Annotated in this window: 20 protein-coding genes; 10 read left to right on the top strand and 10 right to left on the bottom strand. The window is 66.0% G+C overall.

From position 1 onward, the window contains the following. Positions 1-118 precede the first annotated feature (118 nt). From OZN62_RS07355 to OZN62_RS07365, 3 genes are read right to left on the bottom strand one after another with little or no spacing between them, the layout of a single operon-like run. Positions 119-691 (bottom strand): Smr/MutS family protein, encoded by a 573-nt coding sequence (locus tag OZN62_RS07355; RefSeq protein WP_269098852.1) that lies wholly within the window; start codon positions 689-691, stop codon positions 119-121. Continuing rightward, positions 688-1,878, bottom strand: a complete 1,191-nt coding sequence (gene mltA, locus OZN62_RS07360) for a murein transglycosylase A (RefSeq protein WP_269098853.1) — start codon at positions 1,876-1,878, stop codon at positions 688-690. The genes OZN62_RS07355 and mltA overlap by 4 nt, the downstream gene beginning before the upstream one ends. Positions 1,879-1,892: 14 nt before the next feature. Next, positions 1,893-2,552, bottom strand: coding sequence for a Tim44/TimA family putative adaptor protein (locus OZN62_RS07365; protein ID WP_269098854.1), 660 nt, complete (start codon positions 2,550-2,552; stop codon positions 1,893-1,895). A gap of 276 nt (positions 2,553-2,828) precedes the next feature. Here OZN62_RS07365 and secB point away from each other — a divergent pair, with 276 nt between their 5' ends. From secB to OZN62_RS07390, 5 genes are all read left to right on the top strand, one after another. Then, positions 2,829-3,368: a protein-export chaperone SecB gene (gene secB, locus OZN62_RS07370; RefSeq protein ID WP_269102127.1), complete on the top strand. Its 540-nt coding sequence runs from the start codon at positions 2,829-2,831 to the stop codon at positions 3,366-3,368. A gap of 29 nt (positions 3,369-3,397) precedes the next feature. Further along, positions 3,398-4,984 (top strand): murein biosynthesis integral membrane protein MurJ, encoded by a 1,587-nt coding sequence (gene murJ / locus OZN62_RS07375; RefSeq protein WP_269098856.1) that lies wholly within the window; start codon positions 3,398-3,400, stop codon positions 4,982-4,984. Continuing rightward, positions 4,981-6,006, top strand: coding sequence for a tryptophan--tRNA ligase (gene trpS / locus OZN62_RS07380; RefSeq protein ID WP_269098857.1), 1,026 nt, complete (start codon positions 4,981-4,983; stop codon positions 6,004-6,006). Before murJ ends, trpS begins: the two co-directional genes overlap by 4 nt. 165 nt (positions 6,007-6,171) lie before the next feature. Continuing rightward, the gene (locus OZN62_RS07385; protein WP_269098858.1) at positions 6,172-6,891 is read left to right on the top strand and encodes a DUF4136 domain-containing protein; all 720 of its coding nucleotides are present in this window, start codon (positions 6,172-6,174) and stop codon (positions 6,889-6,891) included. A gap of 105 nt (positions 6,892-6,996) precedes the next feature. Further along, the gene (locus tag OZN62_RS07390; protein ID WP_269098859.1) at positions 6,997-7,866 is read left to right on the top strand and encodes a hypothetical protein; all 870 of its coding nucleotides are present in this window, start codon (positions 6,997-6,999) and stop codon (positions 7,864-7,866) included. 9 nt (positions 7,867-7,875) lie between these two features. On the opposite strand, the gene dut is transcribed toward OZN62_RS07390, so the two are convergent. The 5 genes from dut to OZN62_RS07415 form a co-directional block, all read right to left on the bottom strand. Further along, positions 7,876-8,334 carry a dUTP diphosphatase gene (dut, locus tag OZN62_RS07395; RefSeq protein ID WP_269098860.1) on the bottom strand — a complete coding sequence of 153 codons (459 nt, stop codon included), beginning with the start codon at positions 8,332-8,334 and terminating at the stop codon, positions 7,876-7,878. Then, positions 8,327-10,060 (bottom strand): bifunctional phosphopantothenoylcysteine decarboxylase/phosphopantothenate synthase, encoded by a 1,734-nt coding sequence (locus tag OZN62_RS07400; protein WP_269098861.1) that lies wholly within the window; start codon positions 10,058-10,060, stop codon positions 8,327-8,329. Before OZN62_RS07400 ends, dut begins: the two co-directional genes overlap by 8 nt. Before the next feature lie 62 nt (positions 10,061-10,122). Further along, positions 10,123-11,208: a hypothetical protein gene (locus tag OZN62_RS07405; protein WP_269098862.1), complete on the bottom strand. Its 1,086-nt coding sequence runs from the start codon at positions 11,206-11,208 to the stop codon at positions 10,123-10,125. A gap of 65 nt (positions 11,209-11,273) precedes the next feature. After that, a complete protein-coding gene (ubiB, locus tag OZN62_RS07410; RefSeq protein ID WP_269098863.1) occupies positions 11,274-12,830 on the bottom strand; it encodes a 2-polyprenylphenol 6-hydroxylase in 1,557 nt (518 codons plus the stop codon). 4 nt (positions 12,831-12,834) lie between these two features. Then, on the bottom strand, positions 12,835-13,566 hold the full coding sequence (locus OZN62_RS07415; RefSeq protein ID WP_269098865.1) for a class I SAM-dependent methyltransferase: 732 nt from the start codon (positions 13,564-13,566) through the stop codon (positions 12,835-12,837). Between the two features lie 56 nt (positions 13,567-13,622). Between OZN62_RS07415 and mutM the strand changes: the two genes are divergently transcribed. The 4 genes from mutM to OZN62_RS07435 all read left to right on the top strand — a co-directional run bounded on the left by mutM (position 13,623) and on the right by OZN62_RS07435 (position 17,864). After that, a complete protein-coding gene (mutM, locus tag OZN62_RS07420) occupies positions 13,623-14,438 on the top strand; it encodes a bifunctional DNA-formamidopyrimidine glycosylase/DNA-(apurinic or apyrimidinic site) lyase (protein WP_269098866.1) in 816 nt (271 codons plus the stop codon). Positions 14,439-14,788: 350 nt separating this feature from the next. Beyond that, a complete protein-coding gene (gene rpsT / locus OZN62_RS07425) occupies positions 14,789-15,049 on the top strand; it encodes a 30S ribosomal protein S20 (RefSeq protein ID WP_269098867.1) in 261 nt (86 codons plus the stop codon). A 522-nt stretch (positions 15,050-15,571) separates the two neighbouring features. Continuing rightward, positions 15,572-16,975: a chromosomal replication initiator protein DnaA gene (dnaA, locus tag OZN62_RS07430; RefSeq protein ID WP_269102128.1), complete on the top strand. Its 1,404-nt coding sequence runs from the start codon at positions 15,572-15,574 to the stop codon at positions 16,973-16,975. 133 nt (positions 16,976-17,108) lie between these two features. Next, on the top strand, positions 17,109-17,864 hold the full coding sequence (locus OZN62_RS07435) for a HesA/MoeB/ThiF family protein (protein ID WP_269098869.1): 756 nt from the start codon (positions 17,109-17,111) through the stop codon (positions 17,862-17,864). On the opposite strand, the gene OZN62_RS07440 is transcribed toward OZN62_RS07435, so the two are convergent. Further along, entirely contained in the window at positions 17,861-18,322 is a 462-nt protein-coding gene (locus tag OZN62_RS07440) for a hypothetical protein (protein WP_269098870.1), read from the bottom strand. The two genes, OZN62_RS07435 and OZN62_RS07440, sit on opposite strands and share 4 nt — an antisense overlap. A 212-nt stretch (positions 18,323-18,534) precedes the next feature. Here OZN62_RS07440 and OZN62_RS07445 point away from each other — a divergent pair, with 212 nt between their 5' ends. Further along, positions 18,535-18,996 (top strand): hypothetical protein, encoded by a 462-nt coding sequence (locus tag OZN62_RS07445; protein WP_269098871.1) that lies wholly within the window; start codon positions 18,535-18,537, stop codon positions 18,994-18,996. A 33-nt stretch (positions 18,997-19,029) separates the two neighbouring features. Here OZN62_RS07445 and OZN62_RS07450 read toward each other — a convergent pair whose 3' ends face one another. Continuing rightward, positions 19,030-19,731 carry an NAD-dependent deacylase gene (locus OZN62_RS07450; RefSeq protein WP_269098873.1) on the bottom strand — a complete coding sequence of 234 codons (702 nt, stop codon included), beginning with the start codon at positions 19,729-19,731 and terminating at the stop codon, positions 19,030-19,032. Between the last annotated feature and the right edge of the window lie 42 nt (positions 19,732-19,773).

Genomic DNA, 19,773 nt, shown 5'->3' on the forward strand with positions numbered 1-19,773 from the left:
CCCGGCAGCGATGCCGGGGGCCTTTTTCGTTGGCGCCGTTCACGCAGCTGCGTGCTTAGGCCGGCAGGTGCACAATCGAGAAAATGCCCGCCCTGCCCTCGGCAGCGCGCAAGGCTGCTTAGCGCCCGACCTGTTTCGGGCGGCGCAGCACCAGGTACAGCGCGCCCTCGCCGCCGTGGCGACGGTGCGCGTTCCTGACGGCGGCAATGTCCGAGGCATGCTGCCCGGCAGCCAGCCAGTCGAGGATCTTGGCGCGAATCGCCCCGCGCCGCTCGGCCCGGTCCGCGGCATCGACCGGGCGCGGCTTGCCGGTAATCACCAGCACCAGCCGCGCGCCCATGGCCTTGGCCTGCGTCAGCCCGGCATCGAGCCGGTTGTAGGCCTGCTCCAGCGTATGGCCGTGCAGGTCGAGCGTGAAATCGGGATGGGTGCCTTGCCGTGAAAGGCGGCGCTCCCAGTGCGAATCGAGGCCCGGCGACGGTGCCGGAGTGGACATGGGCGCAGTCTGCGGAGGCTTGAGCGGCGGCGGCACCCGCCCCTTAACGCGACGCGGAGTTTGCACTGGAGCCTGCGGCGCTGGCGCAACGACCGGCTTGGCGGGCTTCTTCGGCTCCAGCGGCTTCACCGTCGCCGCCACCTTGTTCCACAGGGCGGCTTCCTCGGCCGACAATCCACGCGGCGCTCGGGTCATAGCTCCGGCCCCAAGCCCAGTCTTAGCGCAGCCGCCTCCGGCAACAGCACCAGCGCCGGGCCGCGACCAGTCATGTCTCCGGCAATCTCGCGCGCGCGTTCGCCCGCGCCCCAGAAGGTGTCGAAGCGGTTGGGGCCCCGGATCGCCCCTCCGGTATCCTGCGCCACCCACAGCCCGTCCGCCTCGTCGCGGTCGAGATCGAGGACCACCGGTGCACCGTAGGGGACGAAGTTCGGATCGACGGCGACCGAGTTCTCCGAGGTCACCGGCACGCCGATGGAACCCAGTGGCCCTTCGCCATCGAGCACGCGGAAGAACACCCAGCTTTCGTTGAGGCGCATCAGCTCGCGCCCGTCCTCGGGGTGCTCGCGGATATATTGCATGATGCCCTGCATGGAGGCGGGATACTGGTCCGGGCCGTCGCCCAACAGGCCCTGCTCGCGCATGACGCCGCCGATGCCGGTATAGGCATGGCCGTTCTGCCCGGCATAGCCGATGCGGGTCACGTCGCCCTCGGGGCTGATCAGCTGGCCGCTGCCCTGGATCTGCAGGAAGAAGAACTCGACCGGATCGGCCGCCCAGCCGATTTCGAGACCGCGCCCGGCCAGCGCGCCATCCTCGATCTCGGCACGGGTGTAATAATCGACGCAGGTGCCTTCCGGCGTACGGCGGGACAGCGGGGCCCGGCCCTCACGCTCGTCCTCCGGCGTATCCTCGCGCCAGCAGCGCTCCAGATCGTCCGGCACGCCATAGACGGGCACTTCGAAGCCGGCACGGGGCGTGCTGCTGCCGGCGATCTGCGGTTCGAAATAGCCGGTGGCAAAGCCCTGCCCGTCGCCCACCACGGCGGGGACGAAATGGCGCTGGAAGAATGATAGTGCATCGTTACGCGGCCACAGCGTCGCCGCCTCGCACGGCTCCACCCAGTCATCGGGCCGGGTCAGGCCGGAAACATCCTCCCGGCTGCGGGCGACATGGCAGCTGTCGGCAAAGGCATCGAGCGCATTGCTGGCGTCGATCGGGCGCAGCGGCAGGCTGGCAAGCGCCGGTCCCGCGCTGACGCCGAGGATGGCCGCGTTGGGTGCGACCGGAACGGGGCTGGGCCCTTCGGGTTCGGAAATGACGCGCGAACAGCCCGCAGCCAGCGCAAGCGAGGTCAGTGCGAGAAGGAGGCGCGCCTGTGTCACGCGCCGAGCCGGTATCAGCCCTCGTCGGTCTCGTCGAGCAGCCAGTTCGGATCGGCGCTGCGGGTATCGCGGCTGAAGGTCCAGACGTCGCGGCTCTCCACGGCATCGTCCAGCGAACCGGCGATCAGGTTGCCGTCCTTGTCGCGGGTGACACTGGCAATGTCGGACACGAAACGCACGGCGATGCGGGCGACCTTGCCATCGAGATGGGCGGAGTGGACGGTGGTGTCCTCGATCCGGATCAGACGGTTCTCCAGCGTGATGCCGGCGGCCTCGCGCTCGTCGATGACGGCGGCGAAGCTTTCGTACACGTCGTCGTCGCACAGCTGGCGCAACTCTTCCTTGTCGCCGGTCCAGAAGGCTTCGAGGATGACTTCGTAGGCGGACTTGGCGCCTTCGAGGAAGCCGAGCAGCTCGAAGTTGCGATCGGCGGCGTTGATATCCCGCAGGCCGCGCTCGATCGCGGGCGGATAGCCGGCTATGGCGCGTTCGTTCTGCACCAGTTCGGGCGAAACCGCGGCAGGCGCCTGCGGCGTATCCTGCGCATCGCGCGGCTCGAACCGGTTGCTCGGGATGATCTCTTCCTCATGCTCCGCCCGGCGACCAAGCACCGAATAGAGGCGCATGCCGAGGAAGGCGGCGATCATGGCGAGGATGACGATTTCAACAATCACGAAAAATTCCCATTCTGCCCGCTCAAAAACCGGCGCGGGCCAGCCATTCCTATAGTGAACCAGATAGGCACCAATATCAAATGAACAAGCGGCTTGGACAACGCGGCCTTAAGTAACCCTGAAGCGCTTTCGCAACGGCTTGTCGCATTCCCGGCCCGCGCGCCTGCGGGAATCAAGCGCGGCATTGCGAGCATCGCCTAGGGGTGATAGGCGCGCGCCCAGCTTTTTCCGCGCGGAAAGCTCCGCGCCCCACAATCAGTGAAAGACGACAGAATCATGGCCGACGAAGGCGACGTCCTGAAGAACCTCGATGCAGCACCTGCCGGCAACGGCAACGACACGGCCCCGGTGGCCGGCATCATCTCGCAATATGTGAAAGACCTCTCGGTCGAAAACCCCAAGGCGCCGGAAAGCTTCCGCTGGCAGGACACGCCGAAGATGGACGTGCAGTTCAACATTGCCGCACGCCCGGCCAGCGACGACGTGACCGAAGTCGAACTGAAGATCACCGTGACGGCCAAGGCCGAAGGCGGCACCGCCTATATCGTCGACCTCGCCTATTGCGGCCTGGTGGGCATGCGCAACATGGGCGAGCAGCAGCAGCACATGTTCCTCTATGCCGAAGCCCCGCGCATCCTGTTCCCGTTTGCACGCCGCGTGGTGTCGGATGCCATTCGCGATGCCGGCTTCGCCCCGCTGATGCTCGACCCGATCGACTTCAACGGCCTGTACGTCCAGCGCATGCAGCAGCAGCAGGCTGCTGCCGGCGGCGCAGCGGCTCCGGCAGGTGGTGCACCGGCCGGCGGCGAAAGCTGAGCCGAACCTACCCGGCGGGCGGTTGAACGATGAGCCTGCTCAAGAACGTCGGTACGATCGGCTCGCTCACCATGGTGAGCCGCATTGCAGGCATGGCGCGCGAGATGATCTTCGCGCGCGTGCTTGGCGCGAATGAGGTGACCGACGCCTGGTTCCAGGCGTTCATCATCCCCAACGTGTTCCGCCGCCTGTTTGCCGAAGGGGCCTTCTCGGCCGCCTTCGTGCCGATGTTCTCCAAGCGCCTGCACGGCGAAAACGGCGAGGACCTGGAGGCCGCGCGCAGCTTCTCGCAGGACGTGATCTCGGTCTTCGTACCGGCGCTGATCCTGCTGACGGCGGTGTTCGAGATCGCCATGCCCGGTGTGATCTGGCTGCTGTCGGACAAGCCGATCAATCCCGGCGAATTCGACTATTCGGTCGATTTCGCGCGGATCATGTTCCCCTATATCCTGCTGGTCAGCCTGGTCACGCTGCTGACAGGCATGCTCAATTCGGTCTCACGCTTCGGGCCGGGCGCCAGCTTCCCGATCATCCTCAACCTGGTGCTGATCGGCACGCTGTTGTGGGTGGAGATGTCGCATGGCGCGCAAAGCAACATCGTGGCCATGGGCTATCTGGTTGCCTGGGCCATTCCCGCCGCCGGCGTGCTGCAACTGGGCTGGCTGATGTACTGGGCACATGTCGAGGGCTTCCGCCCGCGCTGGATCACCCGCCCCAGGGTTACGCCAGAGGTAAAGCGGCTGGGCAAGATCGCCTTGCCCGCGGCCATCGGTGGGGGTGCCTACCAGATCAACACGCTGCTGCAGGTCTACTTCCTCAACCAGCTGGAAGGCAGCGCGGTGAGCTGGATGAACTATGCCGACCGGCTGAACCAGCTGCCGCTCGGCATCATCGGTATCGCCCTTTCCACCGCCATCCTGCCCACGCTCTCCAAGTTCGTCGGCGCGAAGGACAGGGCCGGGGCCAGCCGCATCCAGTCCAACGCCATCGAGCTGGGCATGCTGCTCACCCTGCCCGCCGCCGTGGCGCTGGCGGTCTGTGCAGTGCCCTTCATCACCATGATCTTCCAGGGCGGCCGGTTCGATGCCTCCGACGCCGCGACCACCGGCGGCGTGCTCGCCGTGCTGGTGATGGGCCTACCCGCCTATGTGCTGGTGAAGGTGCTGGTGCCCAGCTTCTATGCCCGTTTGGACACCCGCACGCCGGTCTATGCCGCCTTCGCCGCACTGGCCGTGTTCATCGGCTTCAACATTGCCTTCCTTCAGCGTTTCGGGGTGGAAGGCGTCGCAGCGGCCAGCGTGGTCGGCGCCTGGCTGAACTGCGCCATCCTCTACCTCGTATTGCGGGCGCGCGGGCATTACCGGCTCGACTGGCCGCTGCTCGGCCGCCTCGCCCGCCAGTTGGTGGCTGCCGCCGCCATGGGCGCGGCCTTGTTCTACGCGCGCGACTTGCTAGTGGACTTCTACGCCGCCGGCCTGTTCGCACGCCTGCTGGCGCTGGCAGCGCTCGTTGCCTGTTCCGTCGTGGTCTATTTCGGCGTGGCCTTCGCCATCGGCGCGGTCAGCCGGGACCGGATCGCGGTTTTCATGAAGAAGAAAGAGCCCAAAACCCCATGATCGTCGTCTCTGGCATCCAGCCCACCGGAAACCTGCACCTTGGCAACTACCTGGGTGCGATCCGCAATTGGGTGAAGATGCAGGACGACATGGGCAGCGACCGCAAGTGCCTGTTCTTCCTCGCCGACCTGCACGCCATCTCGCTGCCGCACGATCCCGCGCAGCTGCGCGACAACACGCTGGAGATGACCGCCGCGCTGGTCGCCTGCGGCCTCGATCCGGCGCGCTGCGTGCTGTTCAACCAGGCGCAGGTTCCCGCCCACGCGGAACTGCAATGGCTGCTGATGGGCACCGCCCGCATGGGCTGGCTGAACCGCATGACGCAGTGGAAGGACAAGGCCGGCAAGAATCGCGAGGGCCAGTCGGTCGCGCTGTTCGGCTATCCGGTGCTGCAGGCCGCCGATGTGCTGCTGTACCAGGCCACCCACGTGCCCGTGGGCGAGGACCAGAAGCAGCACCTGGAGCTGGCCCGCGACATCGCGCAGAAGTTCAACAACGACTTCGCCAGTGAAGAAGACCCGGTCTTCACCCTGCCCGAACCGTTCATCCCGCCTGCCGCCGCGCGCATCATGAGCCTGCGCGACGGGTCCAAGAAGATGAGCAAGTCGGACGTCTCCGACATGAGCCGCATCAACCTGACCGACGATGCCGACACCATGGCGCAGAAGGTGAAGAAGGCGAAGACCGATCCCGAACCGCTGCCCAGCGAGCTGGACGGACTGGAAGGCCGCCCCGAAGCACTGAACCTCGTCAGCATCTATGCCGCACTGGCCGGGACCACGCCCGAGGCGGTGCTGGCCGAATTCGGCGGACAGGGCTTCGGCGCGTTCAAGCCGGCGCTGGCCGAACAGCTGGTGAGCGTCCTTGGTCCGATCCGCGACCGCTTCGTGGAGCTGAAGGACGACCGCGAACAGCTCGACGCGATCCTGGTGCGCGGCGCATCGCAGGCCCGTGAACTGGGCACACCCACGCTCGATGCCGCCTACGATGCGCTGGGGCTGGTCCGCGCCAGCGGCAGCTAGGACCCCGCGGTAGCATTCTTGTCACTGAAAACAATGCATTTTCTCTAGTTTCCGGTTCAATCGGGGTTCACTCTACCCTTGCTAAAGCACCGCTCATCGTAGACATTCCTGCGCGCCGGAATGAGGGACCGCGTGCGCGCCCATTCGAAATTTGAGAGTCTTGCCATGTTCATTTCGACCACCATCAAGCGCGCTGCCAAGCTGGCCATGGTGCCTGCCCTCGCACTGGGTCTTGCCGCTTGCGCCACCCCGTTCCGCGCTGACGTATCGCGCTTCGAAAGCCAGCTGCCTGCGCCCGCCGGCCAGAGCTTCTTCGTCGTCGCCGACGATCCGGCGCTGGCCGGCGGTCTCGAATTCGCGCTCTATGCCGACCACGTCGAGGAAGAGATGGCGGAGCTGGGCTACGTCCAGGCCGCCTCGCCCGAAGAAGCGACCCTGCTGGTGCGCTTTGACTACGGCATCGACAACGGCCGCGAGCGGGTGCGCTCCAGCGGCTTCGGTTACGGCTATCGCGATCCGTTCTATCGCCCGTGGTACGGCTATTCGCGCCCGGTGCTCTATCGTGACCGTCGCGGCCGCACCCGCGTCGCCTATATTCGCGACCGTGCCTGGGGCTTCGGTTGGCACGATCCGTTCTTCGGCGGGCCGGAAATCTCCAGCTACACCGTCTATACCAGCGGCATCGACCTGAAGATTGACGACGCGGCGACGGGCCAGCGCCTGTTCGAAGGCCAGGCCGAAGCGGCCTCTACCTCGAACCGCCTGCAGTACCTAGTGCCGAACCTGATCGAGGCCATGTTCACCGACTTCCCCGGCAATTCGGGCGAGACGGTGCGCATTTCGATCGCTCCGGAAGACCAGCCGGTGCGCCGCGACGAGCGGTAATCTGCTGCTACAGAGCTTTCGTCAGGGCGGATTGCCGATGGGCAGTCCGCCCTTTTCTTTTGCCTTTCCAGCCAATAGCTTGCTTCGGATCAGGGGAGGAAATCCATGCTGCGCAAACTCGCTCTGGCCTTGCTGGCCATCGCCATGACACCGGTGCTCGCCGCGGCCCAGGCCCGCGTGCTGGAGCCGAGCAGCGACTGGAGCCTGCGCCAGGATGACGAGTACTGCCGTATCTCGCGCAGCTTCGGTGAGGGGCGCCGCGAAGTCACCATGTACTTCTATTCCTACGGGCCGACCGGCAGCTACCAGGTGATCCTTGTCGGAAATTCGCTGCCGCGTAACCAGAACAAGGCGCGCGATGCCATGCTGGCCTGGGGCGACAGCGCCGATGCCGAGCAGGTGATGGTGATCAACGGCAGCCTTGGGCAGAATGGCTCCATTACCTTACGCACCTACGGCAACCGGCCGGTGTTCCGGTTCGGCCGCCTTTGGTCCGGTGATTCCGAATCATTGCACGACATCCCCTTCGATGAGGAGGCGACGCAGCTCTATCTCGACCCGCCCGAACGCGATGCCATGGCCTTGCAGCTTGGCGAGATGACGGCGGCGCTGGACATACTGGCGGATTGCGAAAGGGAATTGCTGGCCAGCTGGGAGACCGGAGCCGCCGACTATCGCGAGCTGGCCACGCAACCCCAATTGCAGAACGCGCAGGACGTGGTCGAAGCCATCCGTTGGCCGCCGGCGCTGCTGATCAACCGGCACAGCCTGTTCCTGCAATTGCGGATGACCATAGGTGCGGACGGCAGCGTCAGCGATTGCGTGCTGCAATCGCCACCAATGGATGAGCGGGACGTGAGAGCGATCTGTCGCACCTTCGAGGGGATGGCGCGCTTCGCCCCGGCGACCGATTACGAGGGCAATCCGACGACCGCCCTGTTCCGCACCACCTACACGATGTTCGTGTTCGACTAGGCTTCAGACCTAGAGCTTCTCGTGCCCGCCGGTGGAGCCGAAGCCGCCCGCGCCGCGCGCGGTGTCGTCCAACTCGGCCACTTCCTGCCACACACCCTGCGTGACTGGTGACACCACCAGCTGCGCGATGCGATCGCCGCGCTGGATGGGGAAGTTGTCGTCCGAGTGGTTGATCAGGATGATCTTCAGCTCGCCGCGATAGTCGCTATCGATGGTGCCCGGCGTGTTGGGCACGGTGATACCGTGCTTCAGCGCGAGGCCCGAGCGCGGCCGCACCTGGATTTCATAACCCGGCGGAATCGCGACGGCGAAACCCGTGGCGACCGCATGGCGCGCGCCGGGCCGCAGCGTGACGTTCTCGGCCGCGAGCACGTCCATCCCGGCAGCGCCTTCGGTGGCGTAGGCGGGCAGGTCCAGTCCGTGGCCATGCGGCAGGCGCTTCAACTGGACGGGGATCTGGTCAGCCATCTTCGTTCAACTTCTTCGCGATTTCCTCGACCAGCTTGGTGGCGACGCCCTGCTTGGTCATCGGGTCCCAGTGCTCGGCCTTGCCCTCCTTGATCAGGTGGACCTGGTTGTCGTCGCCGCCCATCACGTCGCCCGAAACGTCGTTGGCGACGATCCAGTCTACGCCCTTCGACTTGCGCTTCTTGCGCGCGTTCTCGACCACGTCGTTGGTCTCGGCGGCAAAGCCGATCAGCAGGTCGGGCCGCTTGGCGCTGGCCGCCACGCTGGCAAGGATGTCCGGGTTCTCGGTCAGCACCAGGGCCGGCGGCGCGGAGCCGCGCTTCTTGATCTTGACGTCAGCGTAGTCCTTGGTGCGCCAGTCGGCGACGGCGGCCACCATGATGGCGGCATCCACCGGCAGCGCCTCGCGCACGGCCTTGGCCATGTCTTCCGCGCTTTCCACGTCGATGCGCTCCACGCCCAGCGGCGTGCGCAGGTGCACGGGGCCGGAAACCAGCGTGACCTTGGCACCCGCAGCGGCCGCCGCGGCAGCGATGGCATAGCCCTGCTTGCCGCTCGAACGGTTGGCGAGATAGCGCACCGGGTCGATCGGCTCGTGGGTCGGACCGGCGGTGACCAGCACGTGCTTGCCGTAGAGCGGGCGGTGCTCGATGTCGTCGTCGAAGGCGGGCTGGCCTTCGAGCGGATCGAACTCGTCCGGATGCGGCTCCATCTGCGCGGCGACGCCTGCCTGCAGCGGATTGACCGGGGCGGCGGCTTCCTCGCCCTCGAAGGGCTGCGGGGCCTCCTGCTTGGCGTTGACCTCGTGGTTGATCGCCTCGCGGTCGGTCGGCGGGGCAGCCTTGGCCTTGCCCTTGGTCGCCATCAGGTGTTCGGACCCGGCATAGTCGGGCTCCGGCAAGTCCGGGCCCTCGCTGCCGTCGAAGGCCATTTCGCCTTCCAGTTCCTCGCCCTCTTCGCCTTCGAAGGTGACCTCGTCGTCTTCCAGCTTGCGCGGGGTGGACCGCGGGATGATGCTGGCCAGCATGCCGGCCAGGCCGCCGGGATGATCGCCGCCGATATCGGCGCCTTCGTCATCCTCTTCACCGCCCGCCTCGACGGCGCGCAGGTAATCCTCGATCTCGGAGCCGATGGCCCCCGGATCGAGGCCGAGCATGTCGGCGATTTCCAGCCAGACCATTTCCGGTTCGGGCAGTCGGCCGGGGCCGAATTCGCCGCAGGCCATGGCGCCTTCGTCCGGCTGCATCACGCGCACGCCGGCATCCTTCAGCCACTCGATGTTCCGCTGTGTCGCCTCATGCTGCCACATCTTCACGTTCATGGCGGGCACGGCGAGCACCGGCTTGTCCGTGGCCAGGATCAGCGTGGTCGCAAGGTCGTCGGCGATGCCGGCGCTCATCTTGGCCATCAGGTCTGCCGTTGCCGGGCAGACGACCACGAGGTCGGCCTCGCGCGAAAGCTGGATATGGCCGATCTCGGCCTCGTTCTTCAGGTCCCACAGCGAGGTGAAGACCTGGTTGCCGGACAGCGCCGCCAGCGCCATGGGCGTGACGAATTGCGCCCCGCCCTCGGTCAGCACGCAGGTGGTTTCACCCCCGGCCTTGGCGATCAGGCGGACGAGTTCACAGGACTTGTAGGCGGCGATTCCGCCACCCACCACCAGCAGTATGCGGGGACTGGTCGACTGTTCCTCCCGTTCTTCCGTCTCGATCCGCTCTTGGAGCATCGGTTAACCATCCCGCTAATAATCCAAGCGCGCGTGATGGCAAATGATGGTTAAATTAGCCTTTAGTTACGCGCCCCGGCGTTTCGCAGCAAATCGGCCAAGGCGCGCGGCGCGAAGGCTAGGCCGGCGAAATAGGCCGGCAGCACCAGCTGCGCCCAGTAGAAATTCTCCGGCCGGGCGAACAGCGCCATGGCGGTGAAGAACCCGGCAAACCATAGCGTGGCGAACAGGCCCAGCCGACCGCCCTGCCCCAGCCAGCCGAGGAACGGCAGGACGGCGAGCGGCGCGGCTACGGTCACCGGCAGCACCAACAGCGCAGTAAGCCGCGAAAGCGCCATCAGCGGCAGGGCCAGCCCGGTGAAGGCATCCCAGCCCTGCGAGGCGGGATCGCCTGGCAGGCGCTGCGCCTCCACGCCGAGGTAGTGCAGGTACATGCCGATGCTGAAGAGCCCGAGCAGGCCGACCAGCGCCGCCACCTCGCGCCAGCGTTTCCCGACCAGGGCGAAGGCCAGCCACAACAACACGAAATGCACCGCCAGTTCGCGCACCGCCAGCGCCAGCCCCGCCGCCAGCAGGCTCGGCCACCAGCGCTCGCGATCATAGAGCAGGAAGGCGAGCGAGAGCAGTGCGCCCGCGAGCACCTCGTGCAGCAGCCCCGCCAGCGGCGCCGCGACCGCCGCGCCGCCCAGTGCCAGCATGAACAGCGCGCCCACGCGTTCCGCCATCTCCACCTTGCCGTTGAGCCGCTGGTGCAGGCCCCAGAGGCAGCCGAGCAGCAGGAGCAGCGCCAGCATCCGCACGCCATCCGGACCGATGCTGTTGTGCAGCCAGGCCAGCGTCGGCAGGCGGACGGTGACGAAGGGCCGCGTCGGGTAGTTGCGCGCCCGCTGCTCGTCCATCGCGGCGACGTAGTAGTCCTCGCCAGCGGCGACGCGTTCCGAGATGCGCGCGTAAAGCGCGATGTCGCCCTCGGTGGTGTCGGGCTTGGCCTCGACCTGCGCCGTTTCCGCCTGGTCGACCGGCGCCACCGCGACCACGCTCCACGCCATGGTCGCCAGCAGCACGGCCAGCACGGCAAGCGCACCCCAGCGCGGCAGGCGCGCGAGCGGTCGCCCAAGGCTGTTCCACCAGGTCAGCGGGTCGGTCATGGCAGAGGGGTTTGGACCGCGCGGGCGATCCGCTCAAGCAGGGCGCGGGGATTACCCCCGCTTCGCTAGGCGATCAGGCCCGCGATACTTGCCGCCCAGACGGCCGCCCCGCCCACCGCAGCGGCCAGCAGATAGCCCGGCCAGCGTCGTCCGGTCCGCGTGCGCCGTTCCCACACCAGTTCGATATCGGGCAGCGGCGGCGGCTCGGGCGCGCCACCCTTGGGCGGGAAGCGGTCCTCGATCCGGCGCACCAGATCGGGGATGCGCAGCAGCGTCTCCGTATCGGTGCGGATGCGGTCGGCAATCGCGGCTTCGGGGCCAAGCTCGTCGCGGATCCAGCTGCGCACGTAGGGGGCGGAAACGTCCCACATGTTGATCTGCGGGTTGAGCTGGGTGGCGATGCCCTCGACCATCACCATGGTCTTCTGCAGCAGCAGCAGGTGCGGCTGGGTCTGCATGTCGAAATCGCGAGTGATGGCGAACAGGCCGTCGAGCATCTGCCCGACCGACAGTTCGCTCACCGGCTTGCCGCGCATCGGCTCGCCCACGGCGCGCAGCGCGGTCGCGAACTCGTCCACCGAGTGGTAGCTCGGCACATATTGCGCTTCGAAATGGATTTCGGCGACGCGCTTGTAGTTGCCTGTCGTCAGGCCATAGAGGATTTCCGCCAGCCATTGCCGGGCGCGGCGATCGATGCGGCCCATGATGCCGAAGTCGATGGCCACGATGGTGCCGTCGCCTTTCACGAACAGGTTCCCCTGGTGCATGTCGGCATGGAAGAAGCCGGCGCTGATCGCCTGCGTCAGGAAGGCCAGCACCAGCCGCTGGGCGAGATCGGGAAGGTCGTGCCCGGCGGCCAGCAGCTTCTGCGTCTCGGAAATCTTGATGCCGTCGATCCACTCGATGGTCATCACCCGGCCATTGGTGCGGTCCCAGTCGATGTCGGGAATCGCATAGCCCTCGATCCCGTGCATGGCGGCGGCCAGTTCGGAGGCAGAGGCAGCCTCGCGCCGCAGGTCCAGCTCGCGATTGGTCCAGCGCTTGAAGTTAGCGATGGTCAGGCGCGGGCGCAGGCGCGCGGCTTCGCCGCCCATGGCTTCGAGGTGCGCGGCGGCCCATTCGTAGGTGGCGATGTCGCGCGCAAAGCGTTCGCGAATGCCGGGACGCAGCACCTTGATGGCAACGGTCTTGCCGTCGGTCGTCACCCCGCGATGGACCTGCGCAATACTGGCCGCGCCTACCGGGACCGGATCGATCTCGGCGAACAGCGTGTCGACCGGCCGGTCGAAGCTGGACTCGATCACCGCCTTGATTTCCGCAAAGGGCACCGGCGGCAGGCTGTCCTGCAGGCTCAGCAGGTTGCGCGCGGCTTCCTCGCCGACGAGGTCGGGCCGGGTCGCCAGCGTCTGCCCCAGCTTGATCGCGGCGGGCCCGATTTCCTGGAAGGCCCCGGCATAGTCGGGCGTGGCGGGCTGGATCGTGCCGAAACGCGCGATCCGGCACAGCCGCTTGACCGGGGCAGGGGTGTTGGGATCGCGCTCGATCCCGCGCAGCGCGCCGTGCCGGGCCAGCGTGCGGCCCCACTTGAGCAGGCGCCAGATATGCGTCGCGGGGCGCGTCACCGGATCAGGCTTTCCAGCCGGAGTGGATGTTCACCGCGCCGCCGAGGATCTTCTCGACCCGCGTACGCACGAATCCGGCGTCCTTGATCATCGCCTCGAACTCCTGCGGCTTGGGGAAGCGGCGGATGGACTCGGCGAGGTAGCGGTAGCTGTCCTCGTCGTCGGCGATCAGCTTGCCGATCTTGGGCATGATCTTGTGCGAATAGGCGTCGTAGACTTCCTTGAAGCCGGGCCAGTCGGTGGTACTGAATTCCATGCAGTAGAACCGCCCGCCGTACTTCAGCACACGGTGCGCCTCGCGCAGCGCCTTGTCGATGTGGGTCACGTTCCGGATGCCGAAGACGATGGTGTAGGCATCGAACTGCCTGTCCGGATAGGACAGCTCCTCGGCATTCTGGCACGACCAGCTCAGGCCATCGATGCCGCGCTCCATCGCCCGTTCGATGCCCACGTCGAGCATGTCCTGGTTGATGTCGGCCACCACCACTTCGGCGCCCTTGGCCGCCATGCGGAAGGCGATGTCGCCGGTGCCGCCGGCCATATCCAGAATCGCTTCGCCCGGCTGCGGCTTCACCCGGCGGACGAACTGGTCCTTCCACAGCCGGTGCATCCCGCCCGACATGGCATCGTTCATGATGTCGTACTTGCGCGCGACGCTGGAGAAGACCGAACCGACGCGGGCGGTCTTCTCTTCAGGGGCGACGTCTTCGTAGCCGAAGGAAACCTTGTCACTCATGGCCGCCCACTTAGGGGCAATTGTCGAAAGCGCAAAGGGTGATAAAGGCCCGTGTCATGCCAGAGCTTCCCGAAGTCGAAACCACCGTGCGGGGCCTCGCCCGCTTCATGGATGGCGCGCGCATCGAACGCGTGGTGCTGAACCGGCCCGACATGCGCTTCCCCTTCCCTGCCGGCCTGGGGCAGGCGCTGACCGGGGCGACGGTGTCGGGTCTCGGCCGCCGCGCCAAGTATGGCCTGATCCATACCGACCGCGCGCAGACCTTCATCTTCCATCTCGGCATGAGCGGGCGCTGGCGCATCGATCCGGAGACGCCGGACAAGCACGATCACCTTATCATAGAGACCGGGCGCAACCGCTTCGCCCTGAACGACCCGCGCCGGTTCGGTTATGTCGATCTGGTCGATACCGGCGGGCTCGATCTGTGGCCGGCATTCGCCGCCATGGGGCCGGAGCCGCTGGGCGACGCCTTGACCGTGGAGCACCTGCGCCAGGCCATCCGGGGTCGCAAGCAGGCGATCAAGCTGCTGCTGCTCGACCAGCACGTGGTGGCGGGGCTGGGCAATATATATGTGTGCGAGGCGCTGCACCGGGCGGGCATCCACCCGCGCAAGGCCGGAGGGCGGGTCTACAAGCCTGCACTGGAAAAGCTGGTGCCCGCCATTCGGGAGGTGCTGGAACAATCGATCCGCGACGGCGGCTCCACCCTGCGCGACTATGCCACGCCCACCGGCGAGCTCGGCTATTTCGCCACGCGCTTCCTGGTCTACGACCGCGCAGGTCAGCCCTGCCTGACTTGCGGGGACGGTGAAATCCGGCGCATCGTGCAGGGCGGACGCAGCACCTGGTTCTGCCCCGCGTGCCAGAAGTAGGAGTGGCCCTGCGTGTTGCGAAAGCGCAGCCGCGCTTTCGTCCTCGCCAGGCGCGCAGCATAGCTGCGCCCGCTGCAGGGCGGGCGCGACGGAATTGCGGTCCGGCTTGCAGACTGGCGATCGGATCGGAGACGAAGGCGAAGACAGCGCGCGAATGGCGCGCTGCGCGGGAGCGCGAAGCCAAGGAGAGCGGACGCTCTCCGCCCGGCGTTTGAGGGGCGGGAAAGGCCTTGCCTTTTCCCGCATAGAAAACTACATGGCCCGCTTTCCGGCGGTTCTATCGCCGATTCAGCTTTTGACAGACACAGGAAACACGTTGGGCGGTGCCGCTGCCCGAAACAAGGACAGACATGGCCAATACGCTGCAATCCAAGAAGCGCATCCGTCGCAATAACCGTCGCGCCGAGATCAACGGTGCCCGCAAGAGCCGCATCCGTGGTTTCATCAAGAAGGTGGAAACCGCTTGCACCGACGGTGACAAGTCGGCCGCGCAGGAAGCCCTGAAGGCTGCCCAGCCCGAGATCGCCAAGGGCGTTGCGAAGGGCGTGCTGCACAAGAACACCGCAGCTCGCAAGATGAGCCGTCTGAGCAAGCGAGTCGCCGCTCTCTGATTCGGTGATCCGCCGGCCCGATTCGGGGCCGGGACGATACATCACGTAGGAACGAAAATGGAACGGGGCCGGTGGGTTATCCACTGGCCCCGTTCGCATGTGCAGCAAGATTTTCTGTGCACCTGCAACAAGTCTAGGGAATCCCGCGATTCGCAGGACTGTCACAAAAACATCGAGTTTTTTGAGGGACTTGAACGCAAGTCTGCGGGTCAGCGGCGAGTCAATGACAAAAAATTAAATATTTTTGACAAGCCCTACTTGAGGTTCGAGCCGAGAAGTTCATAACAGCAAAACGGTCAGGGCACACGCCGCCATGGCCATCAACAGACGAGTTTTCGACAGGTGAACCGGTGCGCGCTTTCGGCGAGTTCCGGACGGGGAAGTTTTGTCACTTGTGGAGGTCCGTCAGGGGGGATCCACGCAAGCTTTCAAAAAGCATTCTGGGGTTACGGGTAAATGATTCGGATGGGACCGCATGGCGGGCGCGATAACGCGGCGAAGCGTGAGGAAAACGAAGTAAACATGGAAGAGCAATTGGCGATCGATCTCGCGGCCGACTGGGCAGACATTTGCCAGGGGCTGCGAAAGGATCTCGGCCACCAGCTCTTCACCCAGTGGATCAAGCCGATCCAGCTGGGCAAGCTAGACAGCGAGACGGGCACGCTGGAACTCTACCTGCCGACCGAATTCTCGGCGAGCTGGGTGGAAGACCGCTATCATGATCGCCTGTCGCTGGCCTGGAAGATCGCCAGCAGCGAGGTGCGCCACATCAAGGTGATGGTGCATCCCGGCCGCCGGAAGATCGCCGACCTCGACCTGCGCGGACAGGACGGCTTCGGCCACCGCGCCGCCAACGATGCCACCATGGCGATGGAATCGATCGGCGACGACGGCTTCACCGCCAGCGTCGGCCTCGACCCCAGCCAGACCTTTGCCGCCTTCGTCACCGGCAGCACCAACGTGCTGGCCAAGAACGCGGCGGAGCGCATGGCCAAGGCCGAAAAGCCGCAGTTCAGCCCGCTCTACCTCAAGGCCGCCACCGGCCAGGGCAAGACGCACCTGCTGCACGCCATCGGCCACGCCTATCTGCAGACCCACCCGCGCGCGCGCATCTTCTACTGCTCTGCCGAGCGCTTCATGGTGGAGTTCGTGCAGGCGCTGAAGTCGAACGAGATGATCGAGTTCAAGGCCCGGCTGCGCGGTTTCGACCTGCTGCTGGTGGACGACATCCAGTTCATCATCGGCAAGGCGAGCGCGCAGGAAGAACTGCTCTACACGATCGACGCGCTGCTGGCCGAAGGCAAGCGGCTGGTCTTCGCCGCCGACCGCGCCCCGCAGGCGCTGGACGGAGTGGAGCCGCGCCTGCTCAGCCGCCTGTCGATGGGCCTGGTGGCCGACATCCAGCCCGCCGATATCGAACTGCGCCGCTCCATTCTCGAATCGAAGCTGACCAAGTTCGCCCCGCTGGAAGTGCCCGAGGACGTGATCGACTTCCTCGCCCGCACCGTCTCGCGCAACGTGCGTGAACTGGTGGGCGGCCTCAACAAGCTGATCGCCTATGCCCAGCTGACCGGCCAGGAAGTGTCGCTGCAGCTCGCCGAAGAGCAGCTGACCGACATTCTCTCGGCCAACCGTCGCCGCATCACCATCGACGAGATCCAGCGCACGGTCTGCCAGTTCTACCGTATCGACCGCAGCGAGATGTCGTCGAAGCGCCGGGCCCGTGCCGTGGTGCGTCCTCGCCAGGTGGCCATGTACCTCGCCAAGGTGCTGACCCCGCGCTCCTATCCGGAGATCGGCCGCAAGTTCGGTGGCCGCGATCACTCCACGGTTATCCACGCCGTGCGCCTGATCGAGGACCTGCGCCAGCGCGATGCCGACATGGACGGCGACGTGCGCAGCCTGCTGCGACAGCTCGAAAGCTGAGTTTCCGGTCTACCGGCGGCACGGTCGTCCCGTGCCGTCGGACCGGCTTTCTCCACCACCTAGCGACAGTTTGCCGACAGGGTGATGCACAGCCCTGTCGACAGGCTGGACACATGCTGCCAACAGGCTGTCCATGAGCTTATCACCAGACAGGCTGGACCGCTTCGCACGCCATATCGTGCTGCCGGAAATCGGCGGCGCGGGCCAGGCCGCTTTGGTGGAAAGCCACGTGGCGATCATCGGCCTGGGCGGCATCGGTGCGCCGGTGCTGCAATACCTGGCTGGCGCCGGCGTCGGCCGGATGACGCTGGTCGACGATGGGGATGTCGAGGCGAGCAACCTGCAGCGCCAGACGATCTATTCCACCCGCGACATCGGCCACGGCAAGGCCGTTTCCGCCCGCCGCTGGCTGGCCAATTTCGACGGCCAGCTGGACGTCTCGATTTCCGACACGCGTGTGACGGCGGACAATGCCGCCAGCCTGATCGGCGCGGCGCAGCTCGTGATCGACGGGACGGACAATTTCGCCACACGCCTCGCGGTATCCGATGCCTGCGTGAAGGCAGGCGTGCCGCTGCTCTCCGCCGCCGTAGGTCGCTTTCAGGGCCAGGTCGGTGCCTTTGCCGGCCATCAGCCGGACCAGCCTTGTTACCGCTGCTTCGTGGGCGATGCCTTCGACACCGACGATTGCGACACCTGCGCCGAGGACGGCGTACTGGGCGCCATGGTCGGCTGGGTCGGCACCTTCGCCGCGATGCAGGCCGTGCGCATCCTGACGACTGGCATGGGCGATCCGCAATGGGGCAAGCTACACCTGATGGATGGCCTCAAGCCCGGCATGCGCATGCTCAACTTGGCCAAGGACCCGGCTTGCCGGGGGTGCTGTTAGTCGCGCCGACGCTGCTCGTTCAGCATGTCCAACGGATCGCGCCTGTTCTCCGGATCGGGACGACAGGTCGTGACGCTGCCTGAAGTCTCGCAAATCCTGCCCAGGCGATCCCGCCCGGGATCGGGCTCGTCGAACCACAGCTGCAGCATGTAGAACGATCCGATCCCGCCCACGATCGCGACGGCCGCCGCCACTTTCGTCACATAGGCCCCGATACCGGCCTCGACCGGGCGCTGCTCCACCACGCCTGTCTTCGCCGCTCGGGCACCCTTGATGACGAAGACCGTCCCCCAGATCGCCATCAGGAACGGAATGGCGAAGATGAGCACCAGGGTATGGAGCACGAGGTGGCCATCCACGCGGCACGCGGAGAAGCAAGCCGCCCAGCGAAAGGCCACGTAGGCGTAGGGCGCCAGGCAGAGCAGCAGAAAGATGATGGCCTTGCGCGACATGGCCATGAGACTAGCGCGCCAAGGTTAAGATGCCTTCGCCGCCAACATGACCGAAGCCGCAGCCGCCCCCGGCAAGAGCTTGAAAAAGTTGACTCGCGCCCTTCGCTGACGAAGGATTGCGGCGCCGAAGGGCGGCTTTAGCAAGTGGGTCGCTGGGTCGCCCGTCCCTTTGGCGTGGGCAGCCATGTTGGCGTGCCCATCTTGCAAAGGGGGAAAACATGAAAAAACTGATGCTTGGCAGCCTGATTGCTGCTTTCGCCATGGCGACCGTCTCGACACCGGCCGCGGCGCAGCTGCGCGAATACCAAGATTACGAATATTCCGACTCGGTTGTCGAATTGACGACCGTGCGGGTCGAGCCCGGACAGATGGACACCTATCTCGAAGGCTTGCGGTCGACATGGGTCGCGGCGAACGAGGTCGCCAAGGAACTCGGGCACATCGAGGATTACGCGATCTATGCCAACATGGCTCCGGCCAGCGGCGTCTTCCACCTGATGCTGGTCATCCAGTTTCCCGGTGAGAACATGCAGCCTTCGCGCGAACGCTATGACGAGTTCATGGCCGCCTGGGGGGAGGCGAACATGGACCGCTCGAACGAGACCGTCGTCAATATCTACAACGAGATTCGCGAGATCCAGGGCGTGTACCTGCTGCGTGAAATCGAAATGACCGAGTGATCGATGCGCCGCCGGCTTTACCGGCCGGCGGCGTTATCCGCCCAGCACCTGCTCCACCCACGCCGGCACCAGCTCGCTGGCCGGGCCGAGCCGGGTCTCGTGGAAATTGCGGCTGCCAAGGCTCTCCTCGAGGTTGAGTTCCAGCGCGCGGGCGCCCGATTGCACGGCGTGCTGGACGAAGCCAGCCGCTGGATAGACCGCGCCGCTGGTGCCGATGGAGAGGAACAGGTCCGCTTGCCCCAGCGCGCGGAAGATGCGGTCCATCTGGTAGGGCATTTCGCCGAACCAGACGATGTCGGGCCGCAAGGCCGCCTGCCCGCAGGATGGGCACGCCGGGCCATCGCGCAAGGTGCCTTGCCAGCGGTGTCGGGCATCGCAGCCGAGGCACCAGGCCGACAGCGCCTCACCATGCATGTGCAGCACCCGGCTCGCACCGCCGCGTTCGTGCAGGTCGTCGATGTTCTGGGTGACGATCAGCAGTTCGCCGGAGAATTCGCGGTCGAGCCGGCCCAGCGCCTCGTGCGCCGGGTTGGGCTGCGCGGCGAGCACTTGCGCGCGGCGTTCATCGTAGAAGCGCTGCACGAGGTCAGGATCGCGGGCGAAGCCCTCGGGTGTGGCGACCTCTTCCACCGGGTGGTCTTCCCACAGCCCGTCCTCGGCGCGGAAGGTGCGCAGGCCGCTTTCGGCGGAAATTCCTGCCCCGGTCAGGATGACAATGTTGCGGATATCGCCCATTGCTCTCAAGTAGCGAAGCGATAGGGCATGCAAAAGACCCAG

The sequence above is a fragment of the Aurantiacibacter sp. MUD11 genome, from assembly GCF_026967575.1.
Taxonomy (GTDB): Bacteria; Pseudomonadota; Alphaproteobacteria; order Sphingomonadales; family Sphingomonadaceae; genus Alteraurantiacibacter.